Origin of the sequence: Pseudomonas sp. NFACC42-2, assembly GCF_900116055.1 — a bacterium.
Lineage (GTDB): Bacteria > Pseudomonadota > Gammaproteobacteria > Pseudomonadales > Pseudomonadaceae > Aquipseudomonas > Aquipseudomonas marginalis.
Genome location: NZ_FOZO01000003.1, coordinates 469,452 through 493,969 on the forward strand (window position 1 = coordinate 469,452; position 24,518 = coordinate 493,969).

General features: G+C 60.2%; 24 protein-coding genes. 22 read left to right on the forward strand and 2 right to left on the reverse strand.

The genetic code is table 11. The features are described from left to right. Window positions 1–74 precede the first annotated feature (74 nt). The 12 genes from fabZ to ispD all read left to right on the forward strand — a co-directional run bounded on the left by fabZ (window position 75) and on the right by ispD (window position 14,563). Window positions 75–515 (forward strand): 3-hydroxyacyl-ACP dehydratase FabZ, encoded by a 441-nt coding sequence (gene fabZ / locus BM416_RS09480; RefSeq protein ID WP_003172281.1) that lies wholly within the window; start codon window positions 75–77, stop codon window positions 513–515. Then, entirely contained in the window at window positions 512–1,288 is a 777-nt protein-coding gene (gene lpxA / locus BM416_RS09485) for an acyl-ACP--UDP-N-acetylglucosamine O-acyltransferase (protein WP_027604472.1), read from the forward strand. Before fabZ ends, lpxA begins: the two co-directional genes overlap by 4 nt. A 2-nt stretch (window positions 1,289–1,290) precedes the next feature. Further along, window positions 1,291–2,430, forward strand: coding sequence for a lipid-A-disaccharide synthase (gene lpxB / locus BM416_RS09490; RefSeq protein WP_092487637.1), 1,140 nt, complete (start codon window positions 1,291–1,293; stop codon window positions 2,428–2,430). After that, complete coding sequence (gene rnhB / locus BM416_RS09495; RefSeq protein WP_092487640.1) at window positions 2,427–3,059, forward strand: ribonuclease HII; 633 nt, start codon at window positions 2,427–2,429, stop codon at window positions 3,057–3,059. Before lpxB ends, rnhB begins: the two co-directional genes overlap by 4 nt. A gap of 77 nt (window positions 3,060–3,136) precedes the next feature. Then, on the forward strand, window positions 3,137–6,658 hold the full coding sequence (dnaE, locus tag BM416_RS09500) for a DNA polymerase III subunit alpha (RefSeq protein ID WP_092487643.1): 3,522 nt from the start codon (window positions 3,137–3,139) through the stop codon (window positions 6,656–6,658). Window positions 6,659–6,786: 128 nt separating this feature from the next. Further along, window positions 6,787–7,734 carry an acetyl-CoA carboxylase carboxyltransferase subunit alpha gene (locus tag BM416_RS09505; RefSeq protein WP_003172288.1) on the forward strand — a complete coding sequence of 316 codons (948 nt, stop codon included), beginning with the start codon at window positions 6,787–6,789 and terminating at the stop codon, window positions 7,732–7,734. 161 nt (window positions 7,735–7,895) lie between these two features. Further along, entirely contained in the window at window positions 7,896–9,206 is a 1,311-nt protein-coding gene (tilS, locus tag BM416_RS09510; RefSeq protein ID WP_092487646.1) for a tRNA lysidine(34) synthetase TilS, read from the forward strand. A gap of 274 nt (window positions 9,207–9,480) precedes the next feature. Then, complete coding sequence (locus tag BM416_RS09515) at window positions 9,481–11,112, forward strand: CTP synthase (protein ID WP_053137224.1); 1,632 nt, start codon at window positions 9,481–9,483, stop codon at window positions 11,110–11,112. Window positions 11,113–11,117: 5 nt separating this feature from the next. Beyond that, window positions 11,118–11,963: a 3-deoxy-8-phosphooctulonate synthase gene (gene kdsA, locus BM416_RS09520; RefSeq protein WP_027604465.1), complete on the forward strand. Its 846-nt coding sequence runs from the start codon at window positions 11,118–11,120 to the stop codon at window positions 11,961–11,963. 157 nt (window positions 11,964–12,120) lie between these two features. Then, the gene (gene eno / locus BM416_RS09525; RefSeq protein ID WP_053137218.1) at window positions 12,121–13,410 is read left to right on the forward strand and encodes a phosphopyruvate hydratase; all 1,290 of its coding nucleotides are present in this window, start codon (window positions 12,121–12,123) and stop codon (window positions 13,408–13,410) included. Window positions 13,411–13,580: 170 nt separating this feature from the next. Further along, a complete protein-coding gene (ftsB, locus tag BM416_RS09530; RefSeq protein ID WP_003172294.1) occupies window positions 13,581–13,859 on the forward strand; it encodes a cell division protein FtsB in 279 nt (92 codons plus the stop codon). Continuing rightward, window positions 13,856–14,563: a 2-C-methyl-D-erythritol 4-phosphate cytidylyltransferase gene (ispD, locus tag BM416_RS09535; protein WP_092487649.1), complete on the forward strand. Its 708-nt coding sequence runs from the start codon at window positions 13,856–13,858 to the stop codon at window positions 14,561–14,563. Before ftsB ends, ispD begins: the two co-directional genes overlap by 4 nt. 129 nt (window positions 14,564–14,692) lie before the next feature. On the opposite strand, the gene BM416_RS09540 is transcribed toward ispD, so the two are convergent. Continuing rightward, window positions 14,693–15,589 carry a LysR substrate-binding domain-containing protein gene (locus BM416_RS09540; protein ID WP_053137212.1) on the reverse strand — a complete coding sequence of 299 codons (897 nt, stop codon included), beginning with the start codon at window positions 15,587–15,589 and terminating at the stop codon, window positions 14,693–14,695. 108 nt (window positions 15,590–15,697) lie between these two features. Here BM416_RS09540 and BM416_RS09545 point away from each other — a divergent pair, with 108 nt between their 5' ends. The 8 genes from BM416_RS09545 to rpoS all read left to right on the forward strand — a co-directional run bounded on the left by BM416_RS09545 (window position 15,698) and on the right by rpoS (window position 22,815). Beyond that, window positions 15,698–16,810, forward strand: a complete 1,113-nt coding sequence (locus BM416_RS09545) for an S-(hydroxymethyl)glutathione dehydrogenase/class III alcohol dehydrogenase (RefSeq protein ID WP_017137160.1) — start codon at window positions 15,698–15,700, stop codon at window positions 16,808–16,810. A 2-nt stretch (window positions 16,811–16,812) separates the two neighbouring features. Then, entirely contained in the window at window positions 16,813–17,664 is an 852-nt protein-coding gene (fghA, locus tag BM416_RS09550; RefSeq protein ID WP_175539049.1) for an S-formylglutathione hydrolase, read from the forward strand. Between the two features lie 54 nt (window positions 17,665–17,718). After that, window positions 17,719–18,192, forward strand: a complete 474-nt coding sequence (gene ispF, locus BM416_RS09555; protein ID WP_092487654.1) for a 2-C-methyl-D-erythritol 2,4-cyclodiphosphate synthase — start codon at window positions 17,719–17,721, stop codon at window positions 18,190–18,192. Next, complete coding sequence (truD, locus tag BM416_RS09560; RefSeq protein WP_092487657.1) at window positions 18,189–19,247, forward strand: tRNA pseudouridine(13) synthase TruD; 1,059 nt, start codon at window positions 18,189–18,191, stop codon at window positions 19,245–19,247. Before ispF ends, truD begins: the two co-directional genes overlap by 4 nt. Next, window positions 19,235–19,984 (forward strand): 5'/3'-nucleotidase SurE, encoded by a 750-nt coding sequence (gene surE, locus BM416_RS09565; protein ID WP_065926446.1) that lies wholly within the window; start codon window positions 19,235–19,237, stop codon window positions 19,982–19,984. Before truD ends, surE begins: the two co-directional genes overlap by 13 nt. 41 nt (window positions 19,985–20,025) lie before the next feature. Continuing rightward, window positions 20,026–20,661 (forward strand): protein-L-isoaspartate(D-aspartate) O-methyltransferase, encoded by a 636-nt coding sequence (locus BM416_RS09570; protein ID WP_169899534.1) that lies wholly within the window; start codon window positions 20,026–20,028, stop codon window positions 20,659–20,661. A 207-nt stretch (window positions 20,662–20,868) separates the two neighbouring features. After that, window positions 20,869–21,705: a peptidoglycan DD-metalloendopeptidase family protein gene (locus BM416_RS09575; RefSeq protein ID WP_092487660.1), complete on the forward strand. Its 837-nt coding sequence runs from the start codon at window positions 20,869–20,871 to the stop codon at window positions 21,703–21,705. A gap of 105 nt (window positions 21,706–21,810) precedes the next feature. Next, window positions 21,811–22,815 carry an RNA polymerase sigma factor RpoS gene (gene rpoS / locus BM416_RS09580; RefSeq protein WP_025855149.1) on the forward strand — a complete coding sequence of 335 codons (1,005 nt, stop codon included), beginning with the start codon at window positions 21,811–21,813 and terminating at the stop codon, window positions 22,813–22,815. Between the two features lie 218 nt (window positions 22,816–23,033). On the opposite strand, the gene BM416_RS09585 is transcribed toward rpoS, so the two are convergent. Next, window positions 23,034–23,243: a cold-shock protein gene (locus BM416_RS09585; RefSeq protein WP_002554837.1), complete on the reverse strand. Its 210-nt coding sequence runs from the start codon at window positions 23,241–23,243 to the stop codon at window positions 23,034–23,036. Between the two features lie 389 nt (window positions 23,244–23,632). On the opposite strand from BM416_RS09585, the gene dcd reads away from it, so the two are divergent. After that, window positions 23,633–24,199: a dCTP deaminase gene (gene dcd / locus BM416_RS09590; protein WP_003172320.1), complete on the forward strand. Its 567-nt coding sequence runs from the start codon at window positions 23,633–23,635 to the stop codon at window positions 24,197–24,199. 107 nt (window positions 24,200–24,306) lie between these two features. Continuing rightward, entirely contained in the window at window positions 24,307–24,507 is a 201-nt protein-coding gene (locus tag BM416_RS09595) for a hypothetical protein (protein WP_027604457.1), read from the forward strand. Window positions 24,508–24,518: the final 11 nt, after the last annotated feature.

Below are 24,518 nucleotides of genomic sequence, written 5' to 3' on the forward strand. Positions count from 1 at the left end.
TGCCTCCTTGATTTGCTAGCGGGGCGTGCGTTTAGTCGCCCGCCCCCAATCTTTATTACAGGCTTCCCCCCGAAATGATGGACATCAACGAGATTCGCGAATACCTGCCTCACCGTTACCCGTTCCTGCTGGTGGACCGTGTAGTGGACCTCAATGTTGAGGAAAAGCGCATTCGTGCCTACAAGAATGTCAGCATCAACGAACCGTTCTTCAACGGTCACTTTCCCGCGCATCCCATCATGCCGGGCGTATTGATCATCGAAGCAATGGCCCAGGCTGCCGGTATCCTTGGTTTCAAAATGCTCGACCTCAAGCCTGCCGACGGCACGCTTTACTATTTCGTGGGCTCCGACAAGTTGCGCTTTCGCAACCCGGTTACCCCGGGTGACCAGTTGATCCTGGAAGCCAAGTTCATCAGCTGCAAGCGCCAGATCTGGAAGTTCGAATGCCAGGCCTCGGTAGATGGCAAGCCGGTGTGCTCTGCCGAGATCATCTGTGCGGAACGCAAACTATGAGTTTGATTGACCCTCGCGCAATCATCGATCCGTCGGCCGTACTGGCCGCCGACGTTGAGGTCGGCCCCTGGTCGATCATCGGCGCAGGTGTGGAAATCGGCGAGGGGACTGTCATCGGGCCGCACGTGATCCTCAAGGGTCCGACCCGCATTGGCAAACACAACCGCATCTACCAGTTTTCCTCGGTAGGCGAAGACACCCCGGACATGAAGTACAAGGGTGAAGAAACCCGCCTGGTAATCGGTGATCACAACATCATCCGTGAAGGCGTGACCATTCACCGTGGCACCGTGCAGGATCGTGCCGAGACCACGCTGGGTGATCACAACCTGGTCATGGCCTATGCCCATATCGGTCATGACAGCGTGATCGGCAACCACTGCATCCTGGTCAACAACACCGCGTTGGCTGGCCATGTACACGTTGACGATTGGGCGATCCTGTCCGGCTTTACCCTGGTGCATCAGTATTGCCATATCGGCGCCCACAGCTTTTCCGGCATGGGCACTGCCATCGGTAAGGACGTTCCGGCGTTCGTCACGGTGTTCGGCAACCCGGCCGAAGCCCGCAGCATGAACTTCGAAGGCATGCGCCGTCGTGGCTTCAGCGAAGAGGCGATCCACGCCCTGCGCCGTGCCTACAAGGTGGTCTACCGTCAGGGGCTGACGGTAGACCAGGCGTTGATCCAACTGGCCGAGCCGGCAGCGTTGTTTCCGGAAGTCGCGGTGTTCCGTGACTCGATCCAGGCGTCGACCCGCGGCATCACCCGCTGATCATGGCTACTGTGCGTATTGCGCTGGTGGCCGGAGAAGCTTCCGGCGACATTTTGGGCGCAGGTCTGATGCGGGCACTCAAGGCCCGGCACCCTGCGGTGGAGTTTATCGGCGTCGGCGGCCCGCTGATGCAGGCCGAAGGCCTGACGTCGTACTTCCCCATGGAGCGTCTGTCGGTCATGGGGCTGGTCGAGGTGCTGGGTCGCCTGCGTGAGCTCCTGGCTCGTCGCAAGCTGCTGATCCAGACGTTGATCGAAGAAAAGCCCGATGTCTTTATCGGAATCGATGCGCCGGACTTCACCCTCAATATCGAACTCAAGTTGCGTCAGGCCGGGATCAAGACCGTGCACTACGTCAGCCCCTCCGTGTGGGCATGGCGGCAGAAACGGGTGTTGAAGATCCGCGAAGGCTGCGACCTGATGTTGACCCTGTTGCCGTTCGAAGCCAGGTTCTACGAGGAGAAGGGTGTGCCGGTGCGGTTTGTCGGGCATACCCTGGCTGACAGCATTCCTTTGCAGGCTGACCGTGCAGCAGCGCGTGCCGAGCTGGGGTTGCCCGAAGGCCCGCTCGTCGCGCTGATGCCGGGCAGTCGAGGTGGCGAAGTGGGCCGTCTTGCCAGCGTGTTTTTCGATGCTGCCGAGCGCCTGCAAGCCTTGAAGCCCGGGGTACGGTTCGTGTTGCCCTGCGCCAGCCCGCAACGGCGTGCACAAATCGAGACACTGCTGGTCGGTCGCAATCTGCCATTGACCCTGCTCGACGGTCGGTCGCACCTGGCCTTGGCGGCCTGTGATGCGGTGCTGATCGCTTCGGGTACCGCGACCTTGGAGGCCTTGCTCTACAAGCGCCCGATGGTCGTGGCCTATCGCCTGGCGCCGCTGACGTTCTGGATTCTCAAGCGCATGGTCAAAAGCCCTTACATCTCCTTGCCCAACTTGCTGGCCCAGCGTCTGTTGGTGCCGGAGTTGTTGCAGGACGATGCAACGCCCGAAGCCCTCGCGCAAACCCTACTACCCTTGATCGACGGCGGCGAAGAACAGACCCGCGGTTTTGACGACATTCACCGCACCCTGCGCCGTGATGCATCGAACCAGGCGGCCGACGCCGTATTGACCCTGATCGGCCAAAAACAGGAAGCTTTATGAGCACGCAAATAGGCCTGGATTTCAGCCTCGTTGCCCAAGCCCACGAACTGGTTGCCGGTGTTGACGAAGTAGGGCGCGGCCCGCTGTGTGGTGCAGTGGTGACGGCGGCCGTGATCCTGGATCCGAACCGTCCGATCCTGGGGCTCAACGACTCGAAAAAACTTACCGAAGCGCGCCGTGAAAAACTCTACGACGAAATCTGTGAAAAGGCCCTGAGCTGGCATATCGCCCGGGCTGAAGTCGAAGAAATCGACGAGTTGAACATTCTGCACGCCACGATGCTGGCCATGCAGCGTGCCGTTGAAGGCCTGCATATCGCGCCAAAACTGGCGATGATCGACGGCAACCGTTGCCCGAAGCTGGCGATGCCGGCTGAGGCGGTGGTCAAGGGCGATAGCAAGGTTCCAGCCATTGCCGCCGCGTCGATCCTGGCCAAGGTCAGCCGAGACCGTGAAATGGCTGCCTTCGAATTGATTTACCCCGGCTACGGCATCGGGGGCCATAAAGGCTATCCGACGCCCGTTCATCTGGAAGCCCTGGCCCGTCTCGGCCCAACGCCGATCCATCGGCGCTCGTTTGCCCCGGTGCGCCAGGCGTATGAGCTGCGCGAGAACCTCAGCGAGGTTTAGTCGCAAGGCTGATGTTTTTGCCAAGGCCCGGTACAATCCCGGGCCTTGTTGTTTCTAAGTTTCTGGACAGGATCACTATGCCGGCTTCATTCGTTCACCTGCGCCTGCACACTGAATACTCCCTGGTCGACGGCCTTGTACGGATCAAACCGCTGGTCAAGACCCTGGTGGGCATGAACATGCCTGCGGTCGCGGTTACCGATCAGAACAACATGTGTTCCCTGGTCAAGTTCTACAAGAACGCCATGGGCGCCGGCATCAAGCCGATCTGCGGCGCCGACCTGTGGCTGTCCAACAAAGACCCGGATAACCCCCTGAGCCGCATCAGCCTGCTGGCGATGAATGGCGTGGGTTATCGCAACCTCACCGAATTGATTTCCCGTGGCTTTATCGACGGCCAGCGCAACGGCTCGATCATCATCGAGCGCGAATGGGTCGCCGAGGCCAGCGAAGGCCTGATCATGCTGTCGGCCGCCAAGGAGGGCGAGATCGGTATCGCACTGCTGGGCGGCAATCCCCATGAAGCCGAAGTGCTGGCAAGGGAGTGGATGCAGGTCTTCCCCGACCGTTTCTACCTGGAAGTCCAGCGCACCAACCGCCCCAACGATGAAGAGCATCTGCACGCCGCCGTAGCCCTGGCCGACAAGCTGGGCGCGCCCTTGGTGGCGACCAACGATGTGCGCTTTATCAAGAAGGAAGATTTCGAGGCCCACGAAACCCGCGTGTGTATCGGTGAAGGCCGGGCCCTGGATGACCCGCGTCGTTCCAAGAACTACAGCGAAGAGCAGTACCTCAAGAGCGCGGAGGAGATGGCCGAGCTGTTCAGCGACCTGCCCGAGGCCCTGGAAAACTCCGTCGAGATCGCCAAGCGCTGCAACATCGAAGTCAAGCTGGGCAAGCACTTTTTGCCCAACTTCCCGATTCCCGATGGCATGACCATCGACGAGTATTTCCGCAAGGTGTCGTTTGATGGCCTGGAGGAGCGTCTCTCCGTCCTGCTGCCCAAGGACACCACCGAAGATTACGAGGCCAGGCGCCAGGTCTATGTCGATCGGCTGAATTTCGAGCTGGATATCATCATCCAGATGGGGTTCCCCGGTTACTTCCTGATCGTGATGGACTTTATCCAGTGGGCCAAGAGCAACGGCGTGCCGGTAGGCCCGGGCCGGGGGTCGGGTGCCGGCTCGCTGGTCGCCTATGTACAGAAGATCACCGACCTCGACCCCCTGGAATATGACCTGCTGTTCGAACGGTTCCTGAACCCGGAACGGGTCTCCATGCCCGACTTCGACGTCGACTTCTGCATGGACGGTCGCGACCGTGTGATCGAATACGTGGCCGAGAAATACGGCCGCAACGCCGTGAGCCAGATCATCACCTTCGGTTCCATGGCGGCCAAGGCGGTTATCCGTGACGTGGCGCGGGTGCAGGGCAAGTCCTACGGCCTGGCGGACCGCCTGTCGAAGATGATCCCGTTCGAAGTCGGCATGACCCTGGAAAAAGCCTACGAGCAGGAAGAGATCCTGCGCGACTTTATCAAGGTCGATGAAGAAGCCGCCGAAATCTGGGAGATGGCGCGCAAGCTCGAAGGCGTGGTGCGTAACGTCGGTAAACACGCCGGTGGCGTGGTAATTGCGCCGACCAAGCTGACTGACTTTTCGCCTATCTATTGCGATGAAGAGGGCGGCGGCCTGGTCACCCAGTTCGACAAGGACGATGTGGAGGCGGCCGGCCTGGTGAAGTTCGACTTCCTCGGCCTGCGGACCCTGACGATCATCGACTGGGCGCTCAAGACCATCAACCGCGACCGCGCCAAGGTCAACGAAGAGCCGTTGGATATCGCCTTCATTCCGCTGGACGACAAGCCCACCTACACCTTGCTGCAAAAAGCCGAAACCACGGCGGTGTTCCAGCTTGAATCCCGCGGCATGAAAGAGCTGATCAAAAAGCTCAAGCCCGACTGCCTGGAAGACTTGATCGCACTGGTGGCCCTGTTCCGTCCGGGCCCGCTGCAATCGGGCATGGTGGATGACTTCATCAACCGTAAGCACGGCCGTGCCGAACTGGCGTATCCGCACTCCGATTACCAGTACGAAGGCCTCAAGCCGGTATTGGCGCCGACCTACGGCATCATCCTGTACCAGGAACAGGTGATGCAGATCGCCCAGGTGATGGCTGGCTACACCCTCGGTGGCGCGGACATGCTGCGGCGGGCCATGGGTAAGAAAAAGCCCGAGGAAATGGCTAAGCAACGCGGCGGCTTCATTGAAGGGTGCGCCACCAACAATATCGATGCCGACCTGGCCGGTAACATTTTCGACCTGGTGGAAAAGTTCGCCGGTTATGGCTTCAACAAATCCCACTCCGCCGCCTACGGCCTGGTGTCGTACCAGACGGCCTGGCTGAAAGCCCACTACCCGGCGCCGTTCATGGCTGCGGTACTCTCGGCGGATATGCACAACACCGACAAGGTCGTGACCTTGATCGAGGAAGTGCGCACCATGAAGCTGCGCCTCGACGCACCGGACGTGAACGCCTCGGAGTTCAAGTTCACGGTGAACGACGAAGGCCGCATCATCTATGGCCTGGGCGCGATCAAGGGCGTGGGCGAAGGCCCGGTGGAAGCCATCACCGAAGCGCGCCAGGACGGGCCGTTCAAGGATCTGTTCGACTTCTGTGCACGGGTTGACCTCAAGCGCATCAACAAACGTACCCTCGATGGCCTGATCCGCAGCGGCGCGCTCGACCGTCTCGGGCCGTATTTCCACGATGAGCCGAAGGCGTACCAGGCGAATATCGATCGCAACCGCGCGGTGTTGCTCACCGCCATGGAAGAAGCGATCAAGGCCGCCGAACAGACCGCCCGCACCCACGACAGCGGCCACGCCGACCTGTTTGGCGGGTTGTTCGTCGAAGAAGATGCGGACGTGTATGCCAACCACCGCAAGGCCAAGGAGCTGACCCTCAAGGAACGCCTCAAGGGTGAGAAAGACACCTTGGGCCTGTACCTCACCGGTCACCCTATTGACGAATATGAAGGCGAGATCCGTCGTTTCGCCCGTCAACGCATCATCGACCTGAAACCGGCGCGGGATACCCAGACCGTCGCCGGCATGATCATCGCCCTGCGGGTGATGAAAAACAAAAAGGGCGACAAGATGGGCTTTATCACCCTCGACGACCGCTCGGGCCGGATCGAGGCGTCGCTGTTTGCCGACGCCTTTCATTCCGCGCAGTCGCTGCTGCAGACCGACGCCATGGTGGTGGTGGAAGGGGAGGTCAGCAACGATGACTTCTCCGGCGGCTTGCGCCTGCGGATCAAGCGGGTGATGAGCATGGAAGATGCGCGCACCAACCTGGCCGAAAGCCTGCGCCTGAAGGTGAAGACCGAAGCCCTCAAGGGCGATCAGCTACGCTGGTTGGGTGACCTGCTCAAGCGCCATCGTGGCGCCTGCCCGGTGACCATGGAGTACACCGGCAACGACGCCAAGGCCATGTTGCAGTTTGGCGAGACGTGGCGAATTGATCCCGCTGACGGCTTGATTCAAGCTTTGCGTGACCAGTTCGGCCGTGACAACGTCTTCCTCCAATACCGTTGACGGTCAGGACGCCTGACCTCGGCTGAACATTTAATCTCGACCTAAACGCGCCTCTCCCTTAAGGTAGGGCGCGAATAGACAACCGGCTGGCCAGGCAACCCTTGGCCGTCGACCCAAGACGGACGCTTATGAACCCGAATTTTCTTGATTTCGAACAGCCGATCGCTGACCTGCAAGCCAAGATCGAAGAGCTGCGCCTGGTCGGCAATGACAATTCGCTGAATATCGGCGATGAGATCGCTCGCCTGCAAGACAAGAGCAGCACGCTCACCGAAGACATCTTCGGCAAGCTGACCAGCTGGCAGATCGCGCGCCTGGCCCGCCACCCGCGCCGTCCGTATACCCTGGACTACATTCAGCACATCTTCACCGAGTTCGACGAGCTGCACGGCGACCGCCATTTCTCCGACGACGCGGCCATCGTGGGCGGTATCGCTCGCCTGGACGACCAGCCGGTCATGGTCATCGGTCACCAGAAAGGCCGTGAAGTGCGCGAGAAAGTACGCCGCAACTTCGGTATGCCGCGTCCGGAAGGCTACCGCAAGGCGTGCCGCCTGATGGAAATGGCCGAGCGCTTCAAGATGCCGATCCTGACCTTCATCGACACCCCGGGTGCTTACCCGGGTATCGATGCCGAAGAGCGCAACCAGAGCGAAGCGATTGCCTGGAACCTGCGCGTCATGTCTCGTCTGAAAACCCCAATCATTGCCACCGTGATCGGTGAAGGTGGTTCCGGCGGTGCACTGGCCATTGGCGTCTGCGACCAGTTGAACATGTTGCAATATTCGACCTACGCGGTGATCTCGCCGGAAGGTTGCGCCTCGATCCTGTGGAAAACCGCAGAGAAGGCGCCGGACGCTGCCGAAGCCATGGGCATCACTGCCGATCGCCTCAAGGGCCTGGGTATCGTCGACAAAGTGATCGCCGAGCCATTGGGCGGCGCCCACCGCGATCCGGCCGCCGCCGCTGCCACTATCCGTGCCGAGCTGGGTTCGCAACTGGCGATGCTCAAGAAGCTGGACAACGAAGCGCTGCTGGCCCGTCGCTACGAGCGCCTGATGAGCTACGGTCTCTAAGGTCGCAGCAGCACTAATGTGGGAGGGGGCCTGCCCCCGATTGCTGAGTGTCAGTCACTGTATTCACTGGCTGATGCACCGCTATCGGGGGCAAGCCCCCTCCCACATTTGCTTTGTGTATGCTTGGCTTGGGTATTCCAGATTTGCGGCGGTAACCTGTGATGAAACCGACTTTATCCGCCAAGCTCCTGCACGCCCTGGCCCCCTGGCGCAACGCCCCTGCTTGGCATATCGCCTTCTCTGGTGGTCTTGATTCCACTGTCCTGCTGCATCTCCTGGCCAACGCCGAAGCCCTTCCGCCTCTAAGCGCCGTCCATGTCCACCATGGCCTGCAGGCTGTCGCCGACGCCTGGCCAGGTCATTGCCAGTCGGTGTGCGACAGCCTGGGCGTACCCTTGCGGGTCATGCGCGTGCACGTGCAGCCCGGCGCCAGTCTTGAGCGTGCAGCGCGTGATGCGCGTTACCGGGCTTTTGCCGAGGTGATCGGGGCAGGGGAAGTGTTACTCACCGGCCAGCATCGCGATGATCAAGCCGAAACGCTGCTATTCCGCCTGCTGCGCGGTGCCGGGGTGCGAGGGCTCGCCGCAATGCCTGCGCATCGCCCGTTGGCAGGTGGTTTCCTGGTGCGGCCGTTGCTGGAGGTCTCGCGCGCCGAGCTGGAAGCCTACGCCGATGAGCATCAACTCACGTGGATTGAAGATCCTTCCAACACCGATCCACGTTTCTCCCGTAATTACCTGCGTCACCGCGTGATCCCGACGCTGACGGCGCGTTGGCCCCAAGCTGTCTCCAGTCTGGCCCGGACTGCCGACCACCTCGATGAAGCCCAGGCGCTGCTGGGTGAACTGGCCTGCATGGACCTGCAAGCCGCCGATCAACCTTCGCGGTTTCCTTGGCTGGTGTTGCCATCATTGGACCTTGGTCCACTGCGCGAACTTTCCGATGCCCGTCAGCGCAATGTCCTGCGCCATTGGCTGGCGCCGCTGACCCGTTTACCCGACAGCGACCATTGGGCCGGCTGGTATTCCCTGCGCGACGCCAAGGGCGACGCGCAGCCCTTATGGCGTCTGGCTGATGGGGAGTTGCACCGTTGCGGCGCACGCATCTGGTGGTTGCCTCGCGGCTGGTCGGAGTTTTCCCACGCATCGGTGAGCTGGCCTGATCCGCAAAAGCCACTAGAGTTACCCGGCAATGGCCTGCTGGAAATGAGCGGCAAGGTGCCCGAAGGCCCGCTGGAGGTGCGTTATCGCCAGGGCGGTGAAATGCTTGAAGTGCCAGGCCGGGGCCGGCGTGACTTGAAGCGCCTGCTTAATGAGCATGGTGTGCCGAGCTTCGTCCGTGGCAGATTGCCGCTGCTGTATCAGGGCGAGCAATTGCTCGGCGTGCCCCTCCTCACTGGACTCTGGGCCGCACCGAGTGAAGCTTGGCAATTACATTGGATGCCACGGAGCTGCGATCAAGGTTTGAGCTGATAGCGCCTTTCCGGTAGACTACGCTCCCTTCTTGATACAACTTCTGTGGATTCGCCTGAATCGCAGCAGTTGCCGATTACCAAGCAGTCTTTGCTGGGCGATTCCAAAAAATGTGTAGCGATCAACGTACCGGCAGTTTCACTGCTGGTCTGTCACAACGCGGCGGTTTTTTTGAAAGGTGCACTGTGATTAATGCAGGTGATCGGGGGCTTCGGCCTCTCTTCGCTTTCCCCGGCGGCTCGGACCGCTTTAACGCAGACTTCTAGGGTTTTTCATGACGCGCTACATATTCGTCACGGGCGGTGTTGTTTCTTCATTGGGGAAAGGCATTGCCTCCGCTTCATTGGCGGCCATCCTGGAGGCGCGGGGGCTTAAAGTCACCATGCTCAAGCTGGACCCGTACATCAACGTCGACCCGGGCACCATGAGCCCGTTCCAGCACGGTGAAGTGTTCGTCACACACGACGGCGCCGAGACCGACCTGGACCTGGGCCACTACGAGCGGTTCATCCGCACGACCATGACCCAGAACAACAACTTCACCACCGGCCGCGTCTACGAGCACGTGCTGCGCAAAGAGCGCCGTGGTGACTACCTGGGTGCAACCATCCAGGTGATCCCGCACATCACCGACGAAATCAAGCGCCGCATCATCAAGGGTGCAGGCGATGCCGACGTGGCGATGGTCGAGATCGGGGGCACCGTGGGTGATATCGAATCCCAGCCGTTCCTCGAAGCCATCCGCCAGCTGCGTTTCGAAGTCGGCGCCAAGCGCGCGATGCTGATGCACCTCACGTTGGTGCCGTACATCGCCACCGCCGGCGAAACCAAAACCAAGCCTACCCAGCACTCGGTCAAGGAACTGCGTTCAATCGGCCTGCAGCCGGACGTGCTGGTATGCCGCTCCGACCACCCGATCGACATTTCCTCGCGTCGCAAGATCGCGCAGTTCACCAACGTTGAAGAACGTGCGGTGATTGCCCTCGAAGACGCCGACACCATCTACAAGATCCCGGGCATCCTGCATTCGCAAGGCCTGGATGATTTTGTGGTCGAGCGTTTCGGCCTGCAGTGCAACGGCGCGGACCTGTCCGAGTGGGAAGCCGTGGTTGACGCCAAGCTCAACCCTGAGCACGAAGTCACCATCGCCATGGTCGGCAAGTACATGGAGCTGCTGGACGCCTACAAGTCGCTGATCGAAGCGATGAGCCACGCGGGCATCAGCAACCGTACCAAGGTCAACCTGCGCTACATCGATTCCGAAGACATCGAGAACCAGGGCACAGCGTTGCTCGAAGGTGTCGATGCGATCCTCGTTCCAGGCGGTTTCGGCCTGCGTGGCGTGGAGGGCAAGATCACCGCCGTGCAGTACGCTCGTGAGAACAAGGTGCCGTACCTGGGCATCTGCCTGGGCATGCAAGTGGCCGTTATCGAATTCGCCCGTAACGTGATGGGCTGGAAAGACGCCAACTCCACCGAGTTCGACAGCAAGAGCGGCCACCCGGTCGTGGGCCTGATCACCGAGTGGGAAGATGCCACCGGTGCCGTCGAAACCCGTACCGAAAGCTCCGACCTGGGCGGCACCATGCGCCTTGGCGCGCAAGACTGCCTGCTGGAGCCGGGTTCCCTGGTTCACGATTGCTACGGCAAGGACGTGATCGTCGAGCGTCACCGTCACCGCTACGAAGTGAACAACAACCTGCTGCCGCAGATCAAAGAGGCTGGCCTGAAAATCTCCGGTCGCTCCGGTGATGGCGCGCTGGTTGAAGTGGTCGAGGCCCCGGATCATCCATGGTTCGTCGCTTGCCAGTTCCACCCTGAGTTCACCTCGACTCCGCGCGACGGTCACCCGTTGTTCAGCGGTTTCGTCAAGGCTGCACTGACGCAACACCAGAAGAAGGCGTAAACCTGATGGCCCAGAAGATCATTCGCGTAGGCGACATCGAGATTGCCAACGACAAGCCCATGGTGCTGTTCGGCGGCATGAACGTGCTGGAAAGCCGTGACATGGCGATGCAGGTCTGTGAAGAGTACGTCAAGGTTACCGAGAAACTGGGTATCCCCTACGTGTTCAAGGCCAGCTTCGACAAGGCCAACCGTTCGTCCGTGACCTCCTATCGCGGCCCGGGCCTTGAAGAAGGCATGCGGATCTTCCAGGACATCAAGCAAGCCTTCGGCGTGCCGATCATCACCGACGTCCACGAGCCTGAACAGGCTGCCGTGGTCGCCGAGGTGTGCGACATCATCCAGCTGCCGGCCTTCCTGTCGCGCCAGACCGACCTCGTGGTCGCGATGGCCAGGACCGGCGCGGTGATCAATATCAAGAAAGCCCAGTTCCTCGCGCCCCAGGAGATGAAACACATCCTGAACAAGTGCGTGGAAGCGGGTAACGACCAGTTGATCCTCTGCGAGCGCGGTTCGAGCTTCGGCTACAACAACCTCGTGGTGGACATGCTCGGTTTCGGCATCATGAAGCAGTTCGAATACCCGGTGTTCTTCGACGTGACCCACGCGCTGCAAATGCCCGGTGGTCGCGCCGATTCCGCCGGTGGGCGCCGTGCCCAGGTACTGGACCTGGCCAAGGCCGGCATCAGCCAGTCCCTGGCGGGCCTGTTCCTCGAAGCCCACCCGGACCCGGACAACGCCAAATGCGACGGTCCATGCGCCCTGCGCCTGGACAAGCTGGAGCCATTCCTGGCCCAGCTCAAGCAGTTGGACGAGCTGGTCAAGAGTTTTCCGACGGTAGAGACCGCGTAAGCGTTGATTCTCCGGTAGACTTTCCCACGCTTTACGCTCAGGCCTACGGGCCTGAGCCTTGTCGCCTGCAAGCCTGCCCCGTTGTTCCACCCTTGCGGTCGGTCAAAAGATTTCCTTCAGCTGCGTCGTTTTCGTCAACTTTGGAGTGTTTACAACAATGGCAAAAATCGTCGACATCAAAGGTCGTGAAGTTCTCGACTCCCGTGGCAACCCCACCGTCGAAGCCGACGTGCTTCTCGATAACGGCATCATCGGCAGCGCCTGCGCGCCGTCCGGTGCTTCCACAGGTTCGCGCGAAGCGCTGGAACTGCGTGATGGCGACAAGAGCCGTTACCTGGGCAAGGGTGTCCTCAAGGCCGTAGCCAACATCAACGGTCCGATCCGCGACCTGCTGCTGGGCAAGGACCCGCTGGACCAGAAAGCCCTGGACCACGCGATGATCAAGCTCGACGGCACTGAAAACAAAGGCAGCCTCGGCGCCAACGCCATCCTCGCCGTGTCCCTGGCTGCTGCCAAGGCGGCCGCCCAGGACCAGGACCTGCCGTTGTATGCCCACATCGCCAACCTGAACGGTACCCCAGGTGTGTACTCGATGCCGGTTCCGATGATGAACATCATCAACGGTGGCGAGCATGCCGACAACAACGTCGATATCCAGGAATTCATGGTGCAGCCGGTCGGCGCCAAGACCTTCTCCGAAGGCCTGCGCATGGGCACCGAGATTTTCCATCACCTCAAAGCCGTGCTGAAAGCTCGTGGCCTGAGCACTGCCGTAGGTGACGAAGGTGGTTTCGCACCGAACCTGGCGTCCAACGAAGATGCACTGAAAGTGATCTCCGAAGCCGTGGCCAACGCCGGCTACACGTTGGGCACCGACGTGACCCTGGCCCTGGACTGCGCCGCCAGCGAGTTCTACGAAGATGGCAAATACAACCTGTCCGGCGAAGGCCAGGTGTTCAACTCCGAAGGTTTTGCCGAGTACCTGAAGGGCCTGACCCAGCGCTATCCGATCATCTCGATCGAAGACGGCCTGGACGAGTCCGACTGGGATGGCTGGAAGATCCTCACCGACAAGATCGGCGAAAAAGTCCAGCTGGTGGGTGACGACCTGTTCGTGACCAACACCAAGATCCTGAAAGAAGGCATCGACAAAAAGATCGCCAACTCGATCCTGATCAAGTTCAACCAGATCGGCACCCTGACCGAAACCCTGGAAGCCATCCAGATGGCCAAGGCTGCGGGCTACACCGCCGTGATCTCGCACCGCTCCGGCGAAACCGAAGATTCGACCATCGCCGACCTGGCCGTGGGCACTTCGGCGGGCCAGATCAAGACCGGCTCCCTGTGCCGTTCCGACCGTGTGTCCAAGTACAACCAATTGCTGCGTATCGAAGAGCAACTGGCCGGCAAAGCCAAGTACAACGGTCGCGGCGAGTTTCGCGGCTGATCGGTAAGTGGTAAAAAGTCGGTGGATTGCGTCGGAAAGATCACGAAGGTGCGAGTTTCGACGCTAATCTGATGGCGATCAAGCACAAGCCTGGTTCTTCCAGGCTTCGTGCTATCAGTTGCTGTAAAAGTTTTGCATGGCGTGTTTTTCCACTGGATACCCGATATTCGATGCGCAGTCCCAATTGGTTGTTCCTCGTCTTGCTCTTGTTGCTGGCTGGCCTGCAGTACCGCCTGTGGGTAGGTAATGGCAGCTTTGCGCAGGTAAAAGACCTGACCCAGCAAATTGCCGACCAGCACGCCGAGAACGAACGCCTGCTGGAGCGCAACCGCGTCCTAGATGCCGAAGTGCTTGAGCTGAAAAAGGGTACCGAGACCGTTGAAGAGCGGGCCCGTCATGAGTTGGGCATGGTCAAGGAGGGCGAAACCCTCTACCAGTTGGCCCAATGAGTTACCGTTTGCCGGCCTTCTGGGCCGTAATACCTGCCGCGGGCGTCGGTGCCCGGATGGCCGCGGACCGTCCCAAGCAGTACTTGCAATTGGGCGGGCGCACTATTCTCGAACACAGCCTTGGCTGTTTTCTCGACCATCCCAGCCTCAAGGGGTTGGTGGTCAGTCTTGCTGCTGATGATCCGTATTGGCCCGACCTGGCGTGTGCCGCTGACCCGCGTATCCAACGTGCGGACGGTGGTTCGGAGCGCTCGGGTTCGGTGCTCAATGCACTGCTGCAACTCAATGCCCTGGGCGCCGGCGATGACGATTGGGTGTTGGTGCATGATGCGGCGCGGCCTAATTTGAGCCGTGATGACCTCGACAAGTTGCTGGCCGAGTTGGCGGACGATCCGGTAGGCGGCCTGCTGGCGGTGCCGGCTCGCGATACTCTCAAGCGCGTCGACAAGCTGGGGCGGGTGGTGGAAACCGTCGACCGCAGCTTGATCTGGCAAGCCTATACGCCGCAGATGTTCCGCCTCGGGGCCTTGCACCGCGCATTGGCTGACAGCCTGGTGGCCGATGCGGTGATCACCGATGAAGCCTCGGCCATGGAATGGTCCGGGCAGGCGCCGCGCTTGATCGAAGGGCGCTCGGACAATATCAAGGTGACCCGGCCGGAAGACCTGGAGTGGCTGCGACTGCGGTGGGCCAATCGCCGGTAGTCAATTGCACCGTGTCGACTTCATCGCAGGCAAGCCAGCTCCCACATTCGATCACCTTCTCCCCAGACAGCTCGGTCAAATGTGGGAGCCGGGCTTGCCCGCGATGAGGCCCGCCTAGGCACCCAATACTCAACCGCTGTACTCCGGCCGTTCGGCCAACCCCTCTTTCAAGAAATCCACCAGCTTCCTGACCTTTGGCGACAAATGTCGCTGCTGCGGATACAGCGCCCACACCGCCGTATTCGGCGGCTGATGCGCCTCCAGCAGCGACACCAGCGCGCCGCTGTGCAGATGCTCCAGCACGTAATAGTCCGGCAGTTGGCACAACCCCACCCCTTGCAACGCCGCATCCAACACCGCTTGCCCACTGTTACAGCGCCAGTTTCCCTGTACCCGTTGGGAAAATTCGCGCCCGTCCTGGGCCAGCTGCCAAATATCCGAGCTGCCGATCAGGCAGTTATGCCGACTCAACTCCGACAAGCTATGGGGCCGTCCGTACCGGGCCAGGTAGGACGGCGACGCGCACAGGTACATACGTCGAGGTGCGAGGCGGCTGGCAACCATGCGCGAATCCTGCAAGCGCCCCAGGCGAATCGCCAGATCGAGGCCTTCGTGCACCAGATCCAGTTGGCGGTTGCTCAGTTCGATATCCACCCGCAATTGCGGGTACAGGCCCATGAACCGCGTCACCAGCGGCACGATGAAACGCTCGCCATAGGCCACCGCGCAGGTCATGCGCAACATGCCTTTTGGCTCGCTGGCAAGGTCACCCACCGCACGCAGGGCTTCTTCGCGGCCGTCCTGTAGACGCTGGCAATGTTGCAGAAATGTCTGACCCGCTTCAGTCAGGGTCACCTTACGGGTACTGCGATACAGCAACCGCGTTTGCAGGCGCTCTTCCAGGCGCGCCACTTGGCGGCTGATATGGGACGACGACACCCCCAGCCGCTCGGCGGCTGCCGTGAATTGGCTGCATTCGGCAACGGCAACGAACTCATCGATGCCTTCCCAGCGGTTCTCCAACATGGTGATTATCCCTATACAGCAATAAAGTTTTGCTTTTGCCTGGATTATTAATCAAGGAGCCATGTTTTACACTCTCTCCATCATTTTTAACGCCCTGGAGAAACCTGGATGATCAAGTCCCGCGCTGCCGTTGCCTTTGAAGCCAAGAAACCCCTCGAGATCGTGGAAGTCGACGTGGCCATGCCCAAGGCTGGCGAAGTGCTGTTGCGTGTGGTCGCCTCCGGGGTTTGTCATACCGACGCCTACACCCTGTCCGGCGCTGACCCGGAAGGCATCTTCCCATCCATCCTTGGCCATGAAGGCGGTGCGGTGGTCGAAGCCATCGGCGAGGGCGTGACGTCGGTGGCGGTGGGCGACCATGTGATCCCGCTGTACACCCCGGAATGCGGCAAGTGCAAATTCTGCCTGTCGGGCAAGACCAACCTGTGCCAGGCCATTCGTTCCACCCAAGGCAAAGGCCTGATGCCGGATGGCACCACGCGCTTTTCCTACAAGGGGCAGCCGATTTTCCACTACATGGGCACCTCGACGTTCTCCGAGTACACCGTGCTGCCGGAAATTTCCGTCGCCAAGATTCCCAAAGAAGCGCCGCTGGAGAAGGTCTGCCTGCTCGGCTGTGGCGTCACCACCGGCATCGGTGCGGTGATCAACACCGCCAAGGTCAAGCCGGGTGACACCGTGGCCATCTTCGGTCTTGGCGGTATCGGCCTGTCGGCCGTGATCGGTGCGGTCAAGGCCAAGGCCGGCCGTATCATTGCGATTGACATCAACCCGGCCAAATTCGAGATCGCCAAGCAACTGGGCGCTACCGACTGCATTAATCCGAAAGACTATGACCGCCCGATCCAGGACGTGATTGTCGATTTGACTGACGGTGGCGTGGACTTTTCCTTCGAGTGCATCGGCAACGTGCAACTGATGCGTGCCGCGCTCGAGTGCTGCCACAAGGGGTGGGGCGAGTCGGTGATCATCGGCGTTGCCGGTGCCGGCCAGGAAATCTCCACCCGCCCATTCCAGCTGGTGACCGGTCGCGTCTGGCGTGGCTCGGCGTTCGGTGGCGTACGCGGCCGTACCGAGTTGCCAAGCTACGTGGAAATGGCCCAGACCGGCGAGATTCCGCTGGACACTTTCATCACCCACACCATGGGTCTGGAAGACATCAACAAAGCGTTTGACCTGATGCATGAAGGCAAGAGCATTCGTACCGTCATTCACTTCTGAGGTTGCCCATGAGCCTGGAAAACCTGTCGTGCCAGAAGAGCTTCGGCGGCTGGCATAAACGCTACAAGCATCACTCCGATGTGCTCGGCTGCGACATGACCTTCGCCGTCTACCTGCCGCCGCAAGCGGAGCAGGGCGGCAAGCTGCCGGTGCTGTACTGGCTGTCCGGCCTGACCTGCACCGATGAGAACTTCATGCAGAAAGCCGGTGCCCAGCGCATGGCGGCGGAACTGGGGTTGATCATCGTGGCGCCGGACACCAGCCCGCGTGGGCCCGGTGTACCGGGCGACCCGGACAATGCCTGGGATTTCGGCCTGGGCGCAGGGTTTTACCTGAATGCCACGCAGGAGCCGTGGGCCAAGCACTATCGGATGCATGACTACGTGGTGCAGGAATTGCCGGCATTGGTTGAGGCGCATTTTCCGGCTTCGGACAAGCGCGGCATCAGTGGCCACTCCATGGGCGGCCACGGTGCGTTGGTGTGTGCCCTGCGCAACCCTGGGCGTTACCTGTCGGTGTCGGCGTTTTCGCCGATCAATAATCCGATGGATTGCCCGTGGGGCCAGAAAGCCTTCTCCCGTTACCTGGGTGAAGAGCGCGCCAAATGGCGCGAATGGGATGCCTGCGTGCTGATCGGAGAGGCCTCGGAAAAGCTGCCGTTGCTGGTGGATCAAGGTGACCGCGACGATTTCCTCGCCGTGCAGCTCAAGCCCGAAGCCTTGCAGCAAGCGGCCAGGGCGGCCAGCCATCCGCTGGAACTGCGCCTGCAGCCCGGCTACGACCACAGCTACTTCTTTATCGCCAGCTTCATCGAAGACCATTTGCGACATCATGGTCGTGCTTTGCTCGGTTAATGTGAGGCAAAAGTAGGTAGAATCACGCCCTGAATTAAATCGGGGCGTTTTTTTATGCGTATTGGCCACGGCTACGATGTGCACCGTTTCGCTGAAGGCGATTTCATCACCCTGGGCGGCGTGCGCATTGCGCACCACCATGGGTTGCTGGCTCATTCCGACGGCGACGTTGTCCTGCATGCCTTGAGCGACGCCTTGCTCGGCGCGGCGGCACTGGGCGATATCGGCAAGCACTTTCCGGATACCGATCCCACCTTCAAGGGCGCGGACAGCCGTGCCCTGCTGCGCCATGTGGTCGGCCTGATCCATGCCAAGGGCTGGAAGGTCGGCAATGTCGATAACACCATCGTGGCCCAGGCGCCGAAAATGGCCCCGCATATCGAATCCATGCGCGCACTGATTGCCGCAGACCTGCAAATTGAATTGGATCAAGTCAACGTGAAAGCCACCACCACCGAAAAGCTCGGGTTCACCGGTCGTGAAGAGGGCATCGCGGTGCACTCCGTCGCCTTGTTGCTGCGCGCATGAACGACCTGCAACTGCTGGGCCCGCGTGCCTATGGCGAGGCCCTGGGCAGCGCGGTCCTGAAGGCCACGGCTGAAGATTTCCAGGTCGACGAAGTGCTCGATATTCCGCTCAGCGGCGAAGGCGAGCACCTGTGGTTGTGGGTTGAGAAGCGCGGGCTCAATACTGAGGAAGCCGCGCGGCGTATCGCCAAGGCGGCTGGCGTGCCGTTGCGCACTGTCAGCTATGCCGGGCTCAAGGACCGCCAGGCGTTGACCCGCCAGTGGTTCAGCGTTCAACTGCCGGGCAAGGCCGATCCGGACATGAGCTCTGCGGAAAACGACACCCTCAGGATCCTGAAAACCGCCCGCCACAAGCGCAAGCTGCAGCGTGGCGCGCACTCGGCCAACGGCTTTACCTTGCGCCTGACCCAATTGGCCGGTGATACCGCCGCCATTGACGCTCGGTTGCAATTGATTGCCCAGTACGGCATCCCCAACTATTTCGGCACCCAGCGTTTTGGCCACAACGGTGGCAATGTCGTCGACGCGCGGGAATGGGCGGCGCGCAAGGCCCTCCCGGAGCAGCGCAATGTGCGTTCGCGGTTGTTGTCCACCGCGCGCAGTTTTCTCTTCAACAAAGTGCTGGCGGCGCGCGTCGCCGACGGTTCCTGGCAGCGCGCGCAAGTGGGTGATCTGCTGGCGTTTACCGACAGCCGCAGCTTTTTTCCGGCGGGGGAGGCTGAGTGCAGCGACCCGCGCCTGGCGATCCTGGACCTGCACCCCACCGGCCCGCAGTGGGGCGAGGGTGATTCTCCGGCGACAGGTGTCACGTTTGAGTTGGAGCAGGCGGTTACCGCCGGTGAAGCCGACCTGCGTGATTGGCTGGTGAGTGCCGGCATGAGCCAGGAACGTCGCATTCTGCGACTGCCCATTGGCGGGTTGACGTGGCATTATCCCGGGCCTGACATTCTGCAATTGGAATTCGTCCTGCCGGCCGGATGCTTCGCCACTGTCTTGGTGCGCGAGCTTGTTGATCTGGTGCCGGTGGGGCAGACGGACAGCCCATGCGTATTCTGATATCAAACGATGACGGTGCCACCGCACCCGGCCTTGCCGCGCTCTATGCTGCGCTGCAGGATTACGCCGAGTGCGTGGTGGTTGCCCCCGACCAGGACAAGAGCGGCGCCAGCAGTTCGCTGACGCTCGACCGTCCGCTGCACCCGCAGGTTCTGGCCAATGGCTTTATCAGTGTGAACGGCACCCCCACCGACTGCGTGCACCTGGCGATCAACAGTTTGTTGGACCAGGAGCCGGACCTGGTGGTGTCGGGCATCAACCTCGGCGCCAACCTTGGCGACGACGTGCTGTATTCCGGCACGGTGGCGGCGGCGCTTGAAGGACGCTTCCTTGGCCGCACCTCGTTTGCGTTTTCGTTGGCATCGCGGCAACTGGACAACCTGCCCACCGCGGCCTATTTCGCGCGCAAGCTGGTGGAGGCCCATGGCGCCCTGGACCTGCCGCCGCGCACGGTGCTCAACGTCAACATTCCCAATTTGCCCCTCGACCACATTCGCGGTATCCAGCTTACGCGCCTGGGCCATCGCGCCCGTGCGGCAGCGCCGTTGAAGGTCGTCGACCCGCGTGGCAAGGAAGGCTACTGGATCGCGGCAGCGGGCGATGCCGAAGACGGTGGCCCAGGCACGGACTTTCACGCGGTGATGCAAGGCTATGTGTCGATTACCCCGTTGCAACTTGATCGCACCTTCAGTGATGCCTTCAGTGGTCTCGATGGCTGGCTGGAGGGGCTGCGCTGATGGCTCGTGAACAAGACGACCTGCTGCGCCGGGGCATCGGGATGACCTCCCAGCGCACCCGTGAGCGTTTGATCCAGCGCCTGTACGAAGAGGGGCTTTCCAACGCCCAGGTGTTGGAAGTGATCCGGCGTACGCCTCGCCACCTCTTTGTCGATGAAGCCTTGGCCCATCGTGCCTACGAAGACACGGCATTGCCCATCGGCCATAACCAGACCATCTCCCAGCCTTATATGGTTGCGCGCATGAGCGAGCTGCTGCTGGCGGCGGGGCCGTTGGACAAGGTGCTGGAGATCGGCACCGGTTCCGGCTACCAGACGGCGGTGCTATCGCAACTGGTGGAGCGGGTGTTCTCGGTGGAGCGCATCAAGGTGCTGCAGGACCGCGCCAAGGAACGCCTGGTGGAGCTGAACCTGCGCAACGTGGTATTCCGCTGGGGCGATGGTTGGGAAGGTTGGCCGGCGCTGGCGCCCTACAACGGGATTATCGTCACTGCCGTGGCCACCGATGTGCCGCAGGCGCTGCTCGATCAACTGGCCCCGGGTGGGCGGCTGGTCATTCCGGTGGGGTCCGGTGAAGTGCAACAATTGATGCTTATTGTCCGTGAAGACGACGGTTTTTCCCGGCATGTACTCGGCGCCGTGCGTTTCGTGCCGTTGCTCAATGGCCCGCTGGCCTGATCATTTTTCGCGGGCAGTGAATTCTGTTGGTGAGGATGTGTCTTACGGCGGGGTCTATCAAGTCAACGTGATAGGCGGGGCGATTCAACGCGCAGAATGATTCGTTTCAGTCGCGTGACGGTAAAACTTCAATGCCCAGTTATACTTGCGTCATATTTCAAGCCTGATACAGGCATTCATGTTCAGCCACCACAAAGGGAGCGGCGGGTGAGTCTCACAGGTCTTGCGCAGCGTATGAGTAAAACAAGTTTTCAGCGACTGGTGCTTGGCCTTGTCTTTGGTTCCCTTCTGGTAGGGTGTTCCAGCTCGCCAAGCAGCGGTGCACGGGTCGTTGACCGCAATAACGCTGCACCACAAAAGCCGACGGTGACCACCGGGCAGTATGTCGTGCGCAAGGGCGACACCTTGTTCTCGATTGCCTTCCGTTATGGCTGGGACTACAAGGCTCTTGCAGCCCGTAACAATATTCCTGTGCCCTACACGATACATCCGGGTCAGACGATTCGCTTTGACGGTCGCACCGGTTCTACCCCTACGGCAGTTGTGACAAACACCGGATCTTCGCCGTCGTCTTCGAGCAAAACCACCATCATTACCCGGCCTGCGGGTACCGCTTCGCCGAGTGTCGCGAACAAGCCGGCACCCGCGCCGTTGCCCCCCGCAGGGCCTGCGCCGACCGGTTGGGGATGGCCCTCAAATGGAGTGTTAATTGGAAAATTCTCTTCAAACGGCAGTTTGAATAAAGGCATTGATATTGCCGGGGATTTGGGACAGCCTGTTTTAGCTGCGTCTGATGGGACGGTGGTGTACGCCGGGAGTGGTTTGCGGGGCTACGGCGAGCTGGTCATCATCAAACACAGCGATACCTACGTCAGTGCTTACGGCCACAACCGTAGGCTGTTGGTTCGGGAGGGGCAGCAGGTCAAAGTCGGACAGACAATTGCCGAAATGGGATCAACTGGTACGGACCGGGTGAAACTGCACTTTGAGATTCGCCGTCAAGGGAAGCCTGTAGATCCACTGCAATTCCTACCCCGTCGTTGATATGTTGCACAGCCTGTTCCTCACGTAGAAGGAACAGGCTCCAGCGTTGCCAAGGATAAAGGCGTCGCTTGAGCTTGAGGTCGAACTCACCAAAGGACTATAACAATGGCTCTCAGTAAAGAAGCGCCGGAGTTTGACATCGACGATGAGGTTCTCCTTATGGAGACCGGCATCGCTACGGAATCGATGTCGAATGAGGGACCTGCTGTACCTTCAGTTCGCACCAAATCCAAGAACTCCACCGCGTTAAAGCAACACAAATACATTGATTACACGCGGGCGCTCGATGCGACCCAGCTGTACCTCAATGAAATCGGCTTTTCCCCTCTGCTGACTCCCGAAGAAGAAGTCCATTTTGCGCGCTTGTCGCAAAAGGGTGATCCGGCTGGGCGCAAGCGCATGATTGAAAGCAACCTGCGCCTGGTGGTGAAAATCGCCCGACGCTACGTCAATCGTGGGCTGTCCTTGTTGGACCTGATCGAGGAGGGCAACCTGGGCTTGATCCGGGCGGTGGAGAAGTTCGATCCTGAGCGGGGCTTCCGCTTCTCGACCTATGCCACCTGGTGGATTCGCCAGACCATCGAACGGGCGATCATGAATCAGACCCGCACGATCCGGTTGCCGATCCATGTGGTCAAGGAACTCAACGTCTACCTGCGGGCGGCACGTGAGCTCACTCAAAAACTCGATCATGAACCCTCGCCCGAAGAAATCGCCAACCTGCTGGAAAAACCGGTAGGAGAGGTCAAGCGCATGCTGGGTCTTAACGAGCGTGTGTCTTCGGTCGACGTCTCGCTGGGTCCGGACTCGGATAAAACCCTGCTGGACACCCTGACGGATGATCGTCCTACGGATCCCTGCGAGCTGCTGCAGGACGATGATCTTTCCCAAAGCATTGACCAGTGGCTGTCGGAGCTCACTGACAAGCAGCGTGAGGTGGTGATACGCCGCTTCGGCCTGCGTGGTCATGAGAGCAGCACGCTGGAGGACGTAGGCCTGGAGATTGGCCTGACCCGTGAGCGGGTGCGGCAGATCCAGGTGGAAGGGCTCAAGCGCTTGCGCGAGATCCTGGAGAAGAATGGCTTGTCGAGTGAGTCGTTGTTTCAATAACCACGCCGCTTGAGTGCTTGAGTGCTTGAATGTGGGAGGGGGCTTGCCCCCGATAGTGGTCTGTCAGTCAATGCAAGTATCGACTGCTACGCCGCCATCGGGGGCAAGCCCCCTCCCACATTTTTTGCGCACGACATTTTATTCATATATGCCCAAATCCCAGGCATAAAAAAACCCCGCTTTTAAGGGCGGGGTCTTTTCGACTGAGTCAGTACAAGTTAGATAACTTGAACTTCTTCAGCTTGCATGCCTTTCTGACCGCGGGTAGCGATGAAAGAAACCTGTTGGCCTTCTTTCAGGCTTTTGAAGCCGTCGGATTGGATAGCTTTGAAGTGAACGAACAGGTCGTCACCGGATTGTGGAGTGATGAAGCCGAAGCCTTTTTCATCGTTGAACCACTTAACGGTACCAGTTTGGCGATTAGACATGGTGTATCTCCTTGGACAAAGTTAACTGCGACTCAGGAAAAGCCCTGGCCGAGACTGAGTGCAAAGAGCAGGAAAAATTCTTGGAGATGGTTGGATCGAAATTCAACATATCGTGTAGAGATTCTCAGTGACACAAGCAGCACAGTGGCGCCACCTTAACCCTTTTTCCGGAACGTGCCAATGGTATTTCCGAAGGTTTCTCTATTTTCGTGACTGGCGGTGGTATTTACACACACCGGTTGCGGCAATGCGGGTCCCGGCCCCGCTGGCTGCGCCTTATGGCAGCCGGTGCGTTCATCAAGAAAAGCCCGGCGCCCTTTGAACCCCAACGCCGGCCCCGGTAAGATGCCCCACAGAATTTTTCCACCTCGCTATTCAGGACACCCGCCATGAGCATCAAATCGGACAAGTGGATTCGCCGCATGGCGCAAGAGCACGGCATGATCGAACCGTTCGTCGAGCGTCAGATTCGTGGTGAAGGCGATGACCGCGTGATCTCGTACGGCGTTTCCAGCTACGGCTACGATGTGCGCTGCGCCGACGAGTTCAAGGTGTTCACCAACATCAACTCGGCGATCGTCGATCCGAAGAACTTCGACGAAAAGAGCTTCGTCGATGTGAAAAGCGACGTGTGCATTATCCCGCCGAACTCCTTTGCCCTGGCACGCACCGTGGAATTCTTCCGTATTCCCCGCGACGTGCTGACCATCTGCCTTGGTAAAAGCACCTACGCGCGCTGCGGCATTATCGTCAACGTGACGCCACTTGAGCCTGAGTGGGAAGGCCACGTGACCCTGGAGTTCTCCAACACCACCACCCTGCCGGCGAAAATCTACGCCAACGAAGGCGTGGCGCAGATGCTGTTCCTGCAGTCTGACGAGGCCTGTGAAGTGTCCTACAAAGACCGCGCCGGCAAGTACCAGGGCCAGCGCGGCGTCACCTTGCCACGCGCTTGATCGAAAGGTCCTACGCGTAAAGGGAATTAGTCCGCAGAAAGTGACTCTATTGGGTGTACTGCCTCGGTGCGTGCAAAACGCACCGAGCCACGCTTGAGGAGTGCCTTATGAAGATTGACCCGCGAATCAGCGCAGAACTTGCCCGGCTTGAACCCAACCAGATTGGCGTTCTGGCCTGGTCCCTGATGGCTGACCCCGCCTATGCAGGCGGCATCCCTGGCCAACCCGATGAAGATTGGCCACAGCAGCCCACCGAACCCGGTGAGCCGACCCTTCCGGACGAGCCGCCTCCCGCACCGGTCGCCTGATACCCGCAGGG

Bases quoted from the DNA above. Each gene is read 5' to 3' on its own strand.
- fabZ (WP_003172281.1), top strand. From the start codon at position 75: ATGATGGACATCAACGAGATTCGCGAATACCTGCCTCACCGTTACCCG.
- lpxA (WP_027604472.1), top strand. From the start codon at position 512: ATGAGTTTGATTGACCCTCGCGCAATCATCGATCCGTCGGCCGTACTG.
- lpxB (WP_092487637.1), top strand. From the start codon at position 1,291: ATGGCTACTGTGCGTATTGCGCTGGTGGCCGGAGAAGCTTCCGGCGAC.
- rnhB (WP_092487640.1), top strand. From the start codon at position 2,427: ATGAGCACGCAAATAGGCCTGGATTTCAGCCTCGTTGCCCAAGCCCAC.
- dnaE (WP_092487643.1), top strand. From the start codon at position 3,137: ATGCCGGCTTCATTCGTTCACCTGCGCCTGCACACTGAATACTCCCTG.
- BM416_RS09505 (WP_003172288.1), top strand. From the start codon at position 6,787: ATGAACCCGAATTTTCTTGATTTCGAACAGCCGATCGCTGACCTGCAA.
- tilS (WP_092487646.1), top strand. From the start codon at position 7,896: ATGAAACCGACTTTATCCGCCAAGCTCCTGCACGCCCTGGCCCCCTGG.
- BM416_RS09515 (WP_053137224.1), top strand. From the start codon at position 9,481: ATGACGCGCTACATATTCGTCACGGGCGGTGTTGTTTCTTCATTGGGG.
- kdsA (WP_027604465.1), top strand. From the start codon at position 11,118: ATGGCCCAGAAGATCATTCGCGTAGGCGACATCGAGATTGCCAACGAC.
- eno (WP_053137218.1), top strand. From the start codon at position 12,121: ATGGCAAAAATCGTCGACATCAAAGGTCGTGAAGTTCTCGACTCCCGT.
- ftsB (WP_003172294.1), top strand. From the start codon at position 13,581: ATGCGCAGTCCCAATTGGTTGTTCCTCGTCTTGCTCTTGTTGCTGGCT.
- ispD (WP_092487649.1), top strand. From the start codon at position 13,856: ATGAGTTACCGTTTGCCGGCCTTCTGGGCCGTAATACCTGCCGCGGGC.
- BM416_RS09540 (WP_053137212.1), bottom strand. From the start codon at position 15,589: ATGTTGGAGAACCGCTGGGAAGGCATCGATGAGTTCGTTGCCGTTGCC.
- BM416_RS09545 (WP_017137160.1), top strand. From the start codon at position 15,698: ATGATCAAGTCCCGCGCTGCCGTTGCCTTTGAAGCCAAGAAACCCCTC.
- ispF (WP_092487654.1), top strand. From the start codon at position 17,719: ATGCGTATTGGCCACGGCTACGATGTGCACCGTTTCGCTGAAGGCGAT.
- truD (WP_092487657.1), top strand. From the start codon at position 18,189: ATGAACGACCTGCAACTGCTGGGCCCGCGTGCCTATGGCGAGGCCCTG.
- surE (WP_065926446.1), top strand. From the start codon at position 19,235: ATGCGTATTCTGATATCAAACGATGACGGTGCCACCGCACCCGGCCTT.
- BM416_RS09570 (WP_169899534.1), top strand. From the start codon at position 20,026: ATGACCTCCCAGCGCACCCGTGAGCGTTTGATCCAGCGCCTGTACGAA.
- rpoS (WP_025855149.1), top strand. From the start codon at position 21,811: ATGGCTCTCAGTAAAGAAGCGCCGGAGTTTGACATCGACGATGAGGTT.
- BM416_RS09585 (WP_002554837.1), bottom strand. From the start codon at position 23,243: ATGTCTAATCGCCAAACTGGTACCGTTAAGTGGTTCAACGATGAAAAA.
- dcd (WP_003172320.1), top strand. From the start codon at position 23,633: ATGAGCATCAAATCGGACAAGTGGATTCGCCGCATGGCGCAAGAGCAC.
- BM416_RS09595 (WP_027604457.1), top strand. From the start codon at position 24,307: ATGAAGATTGACCCGCGAATCAGCGCAGAACTTGCCCGGCTTGAACCC.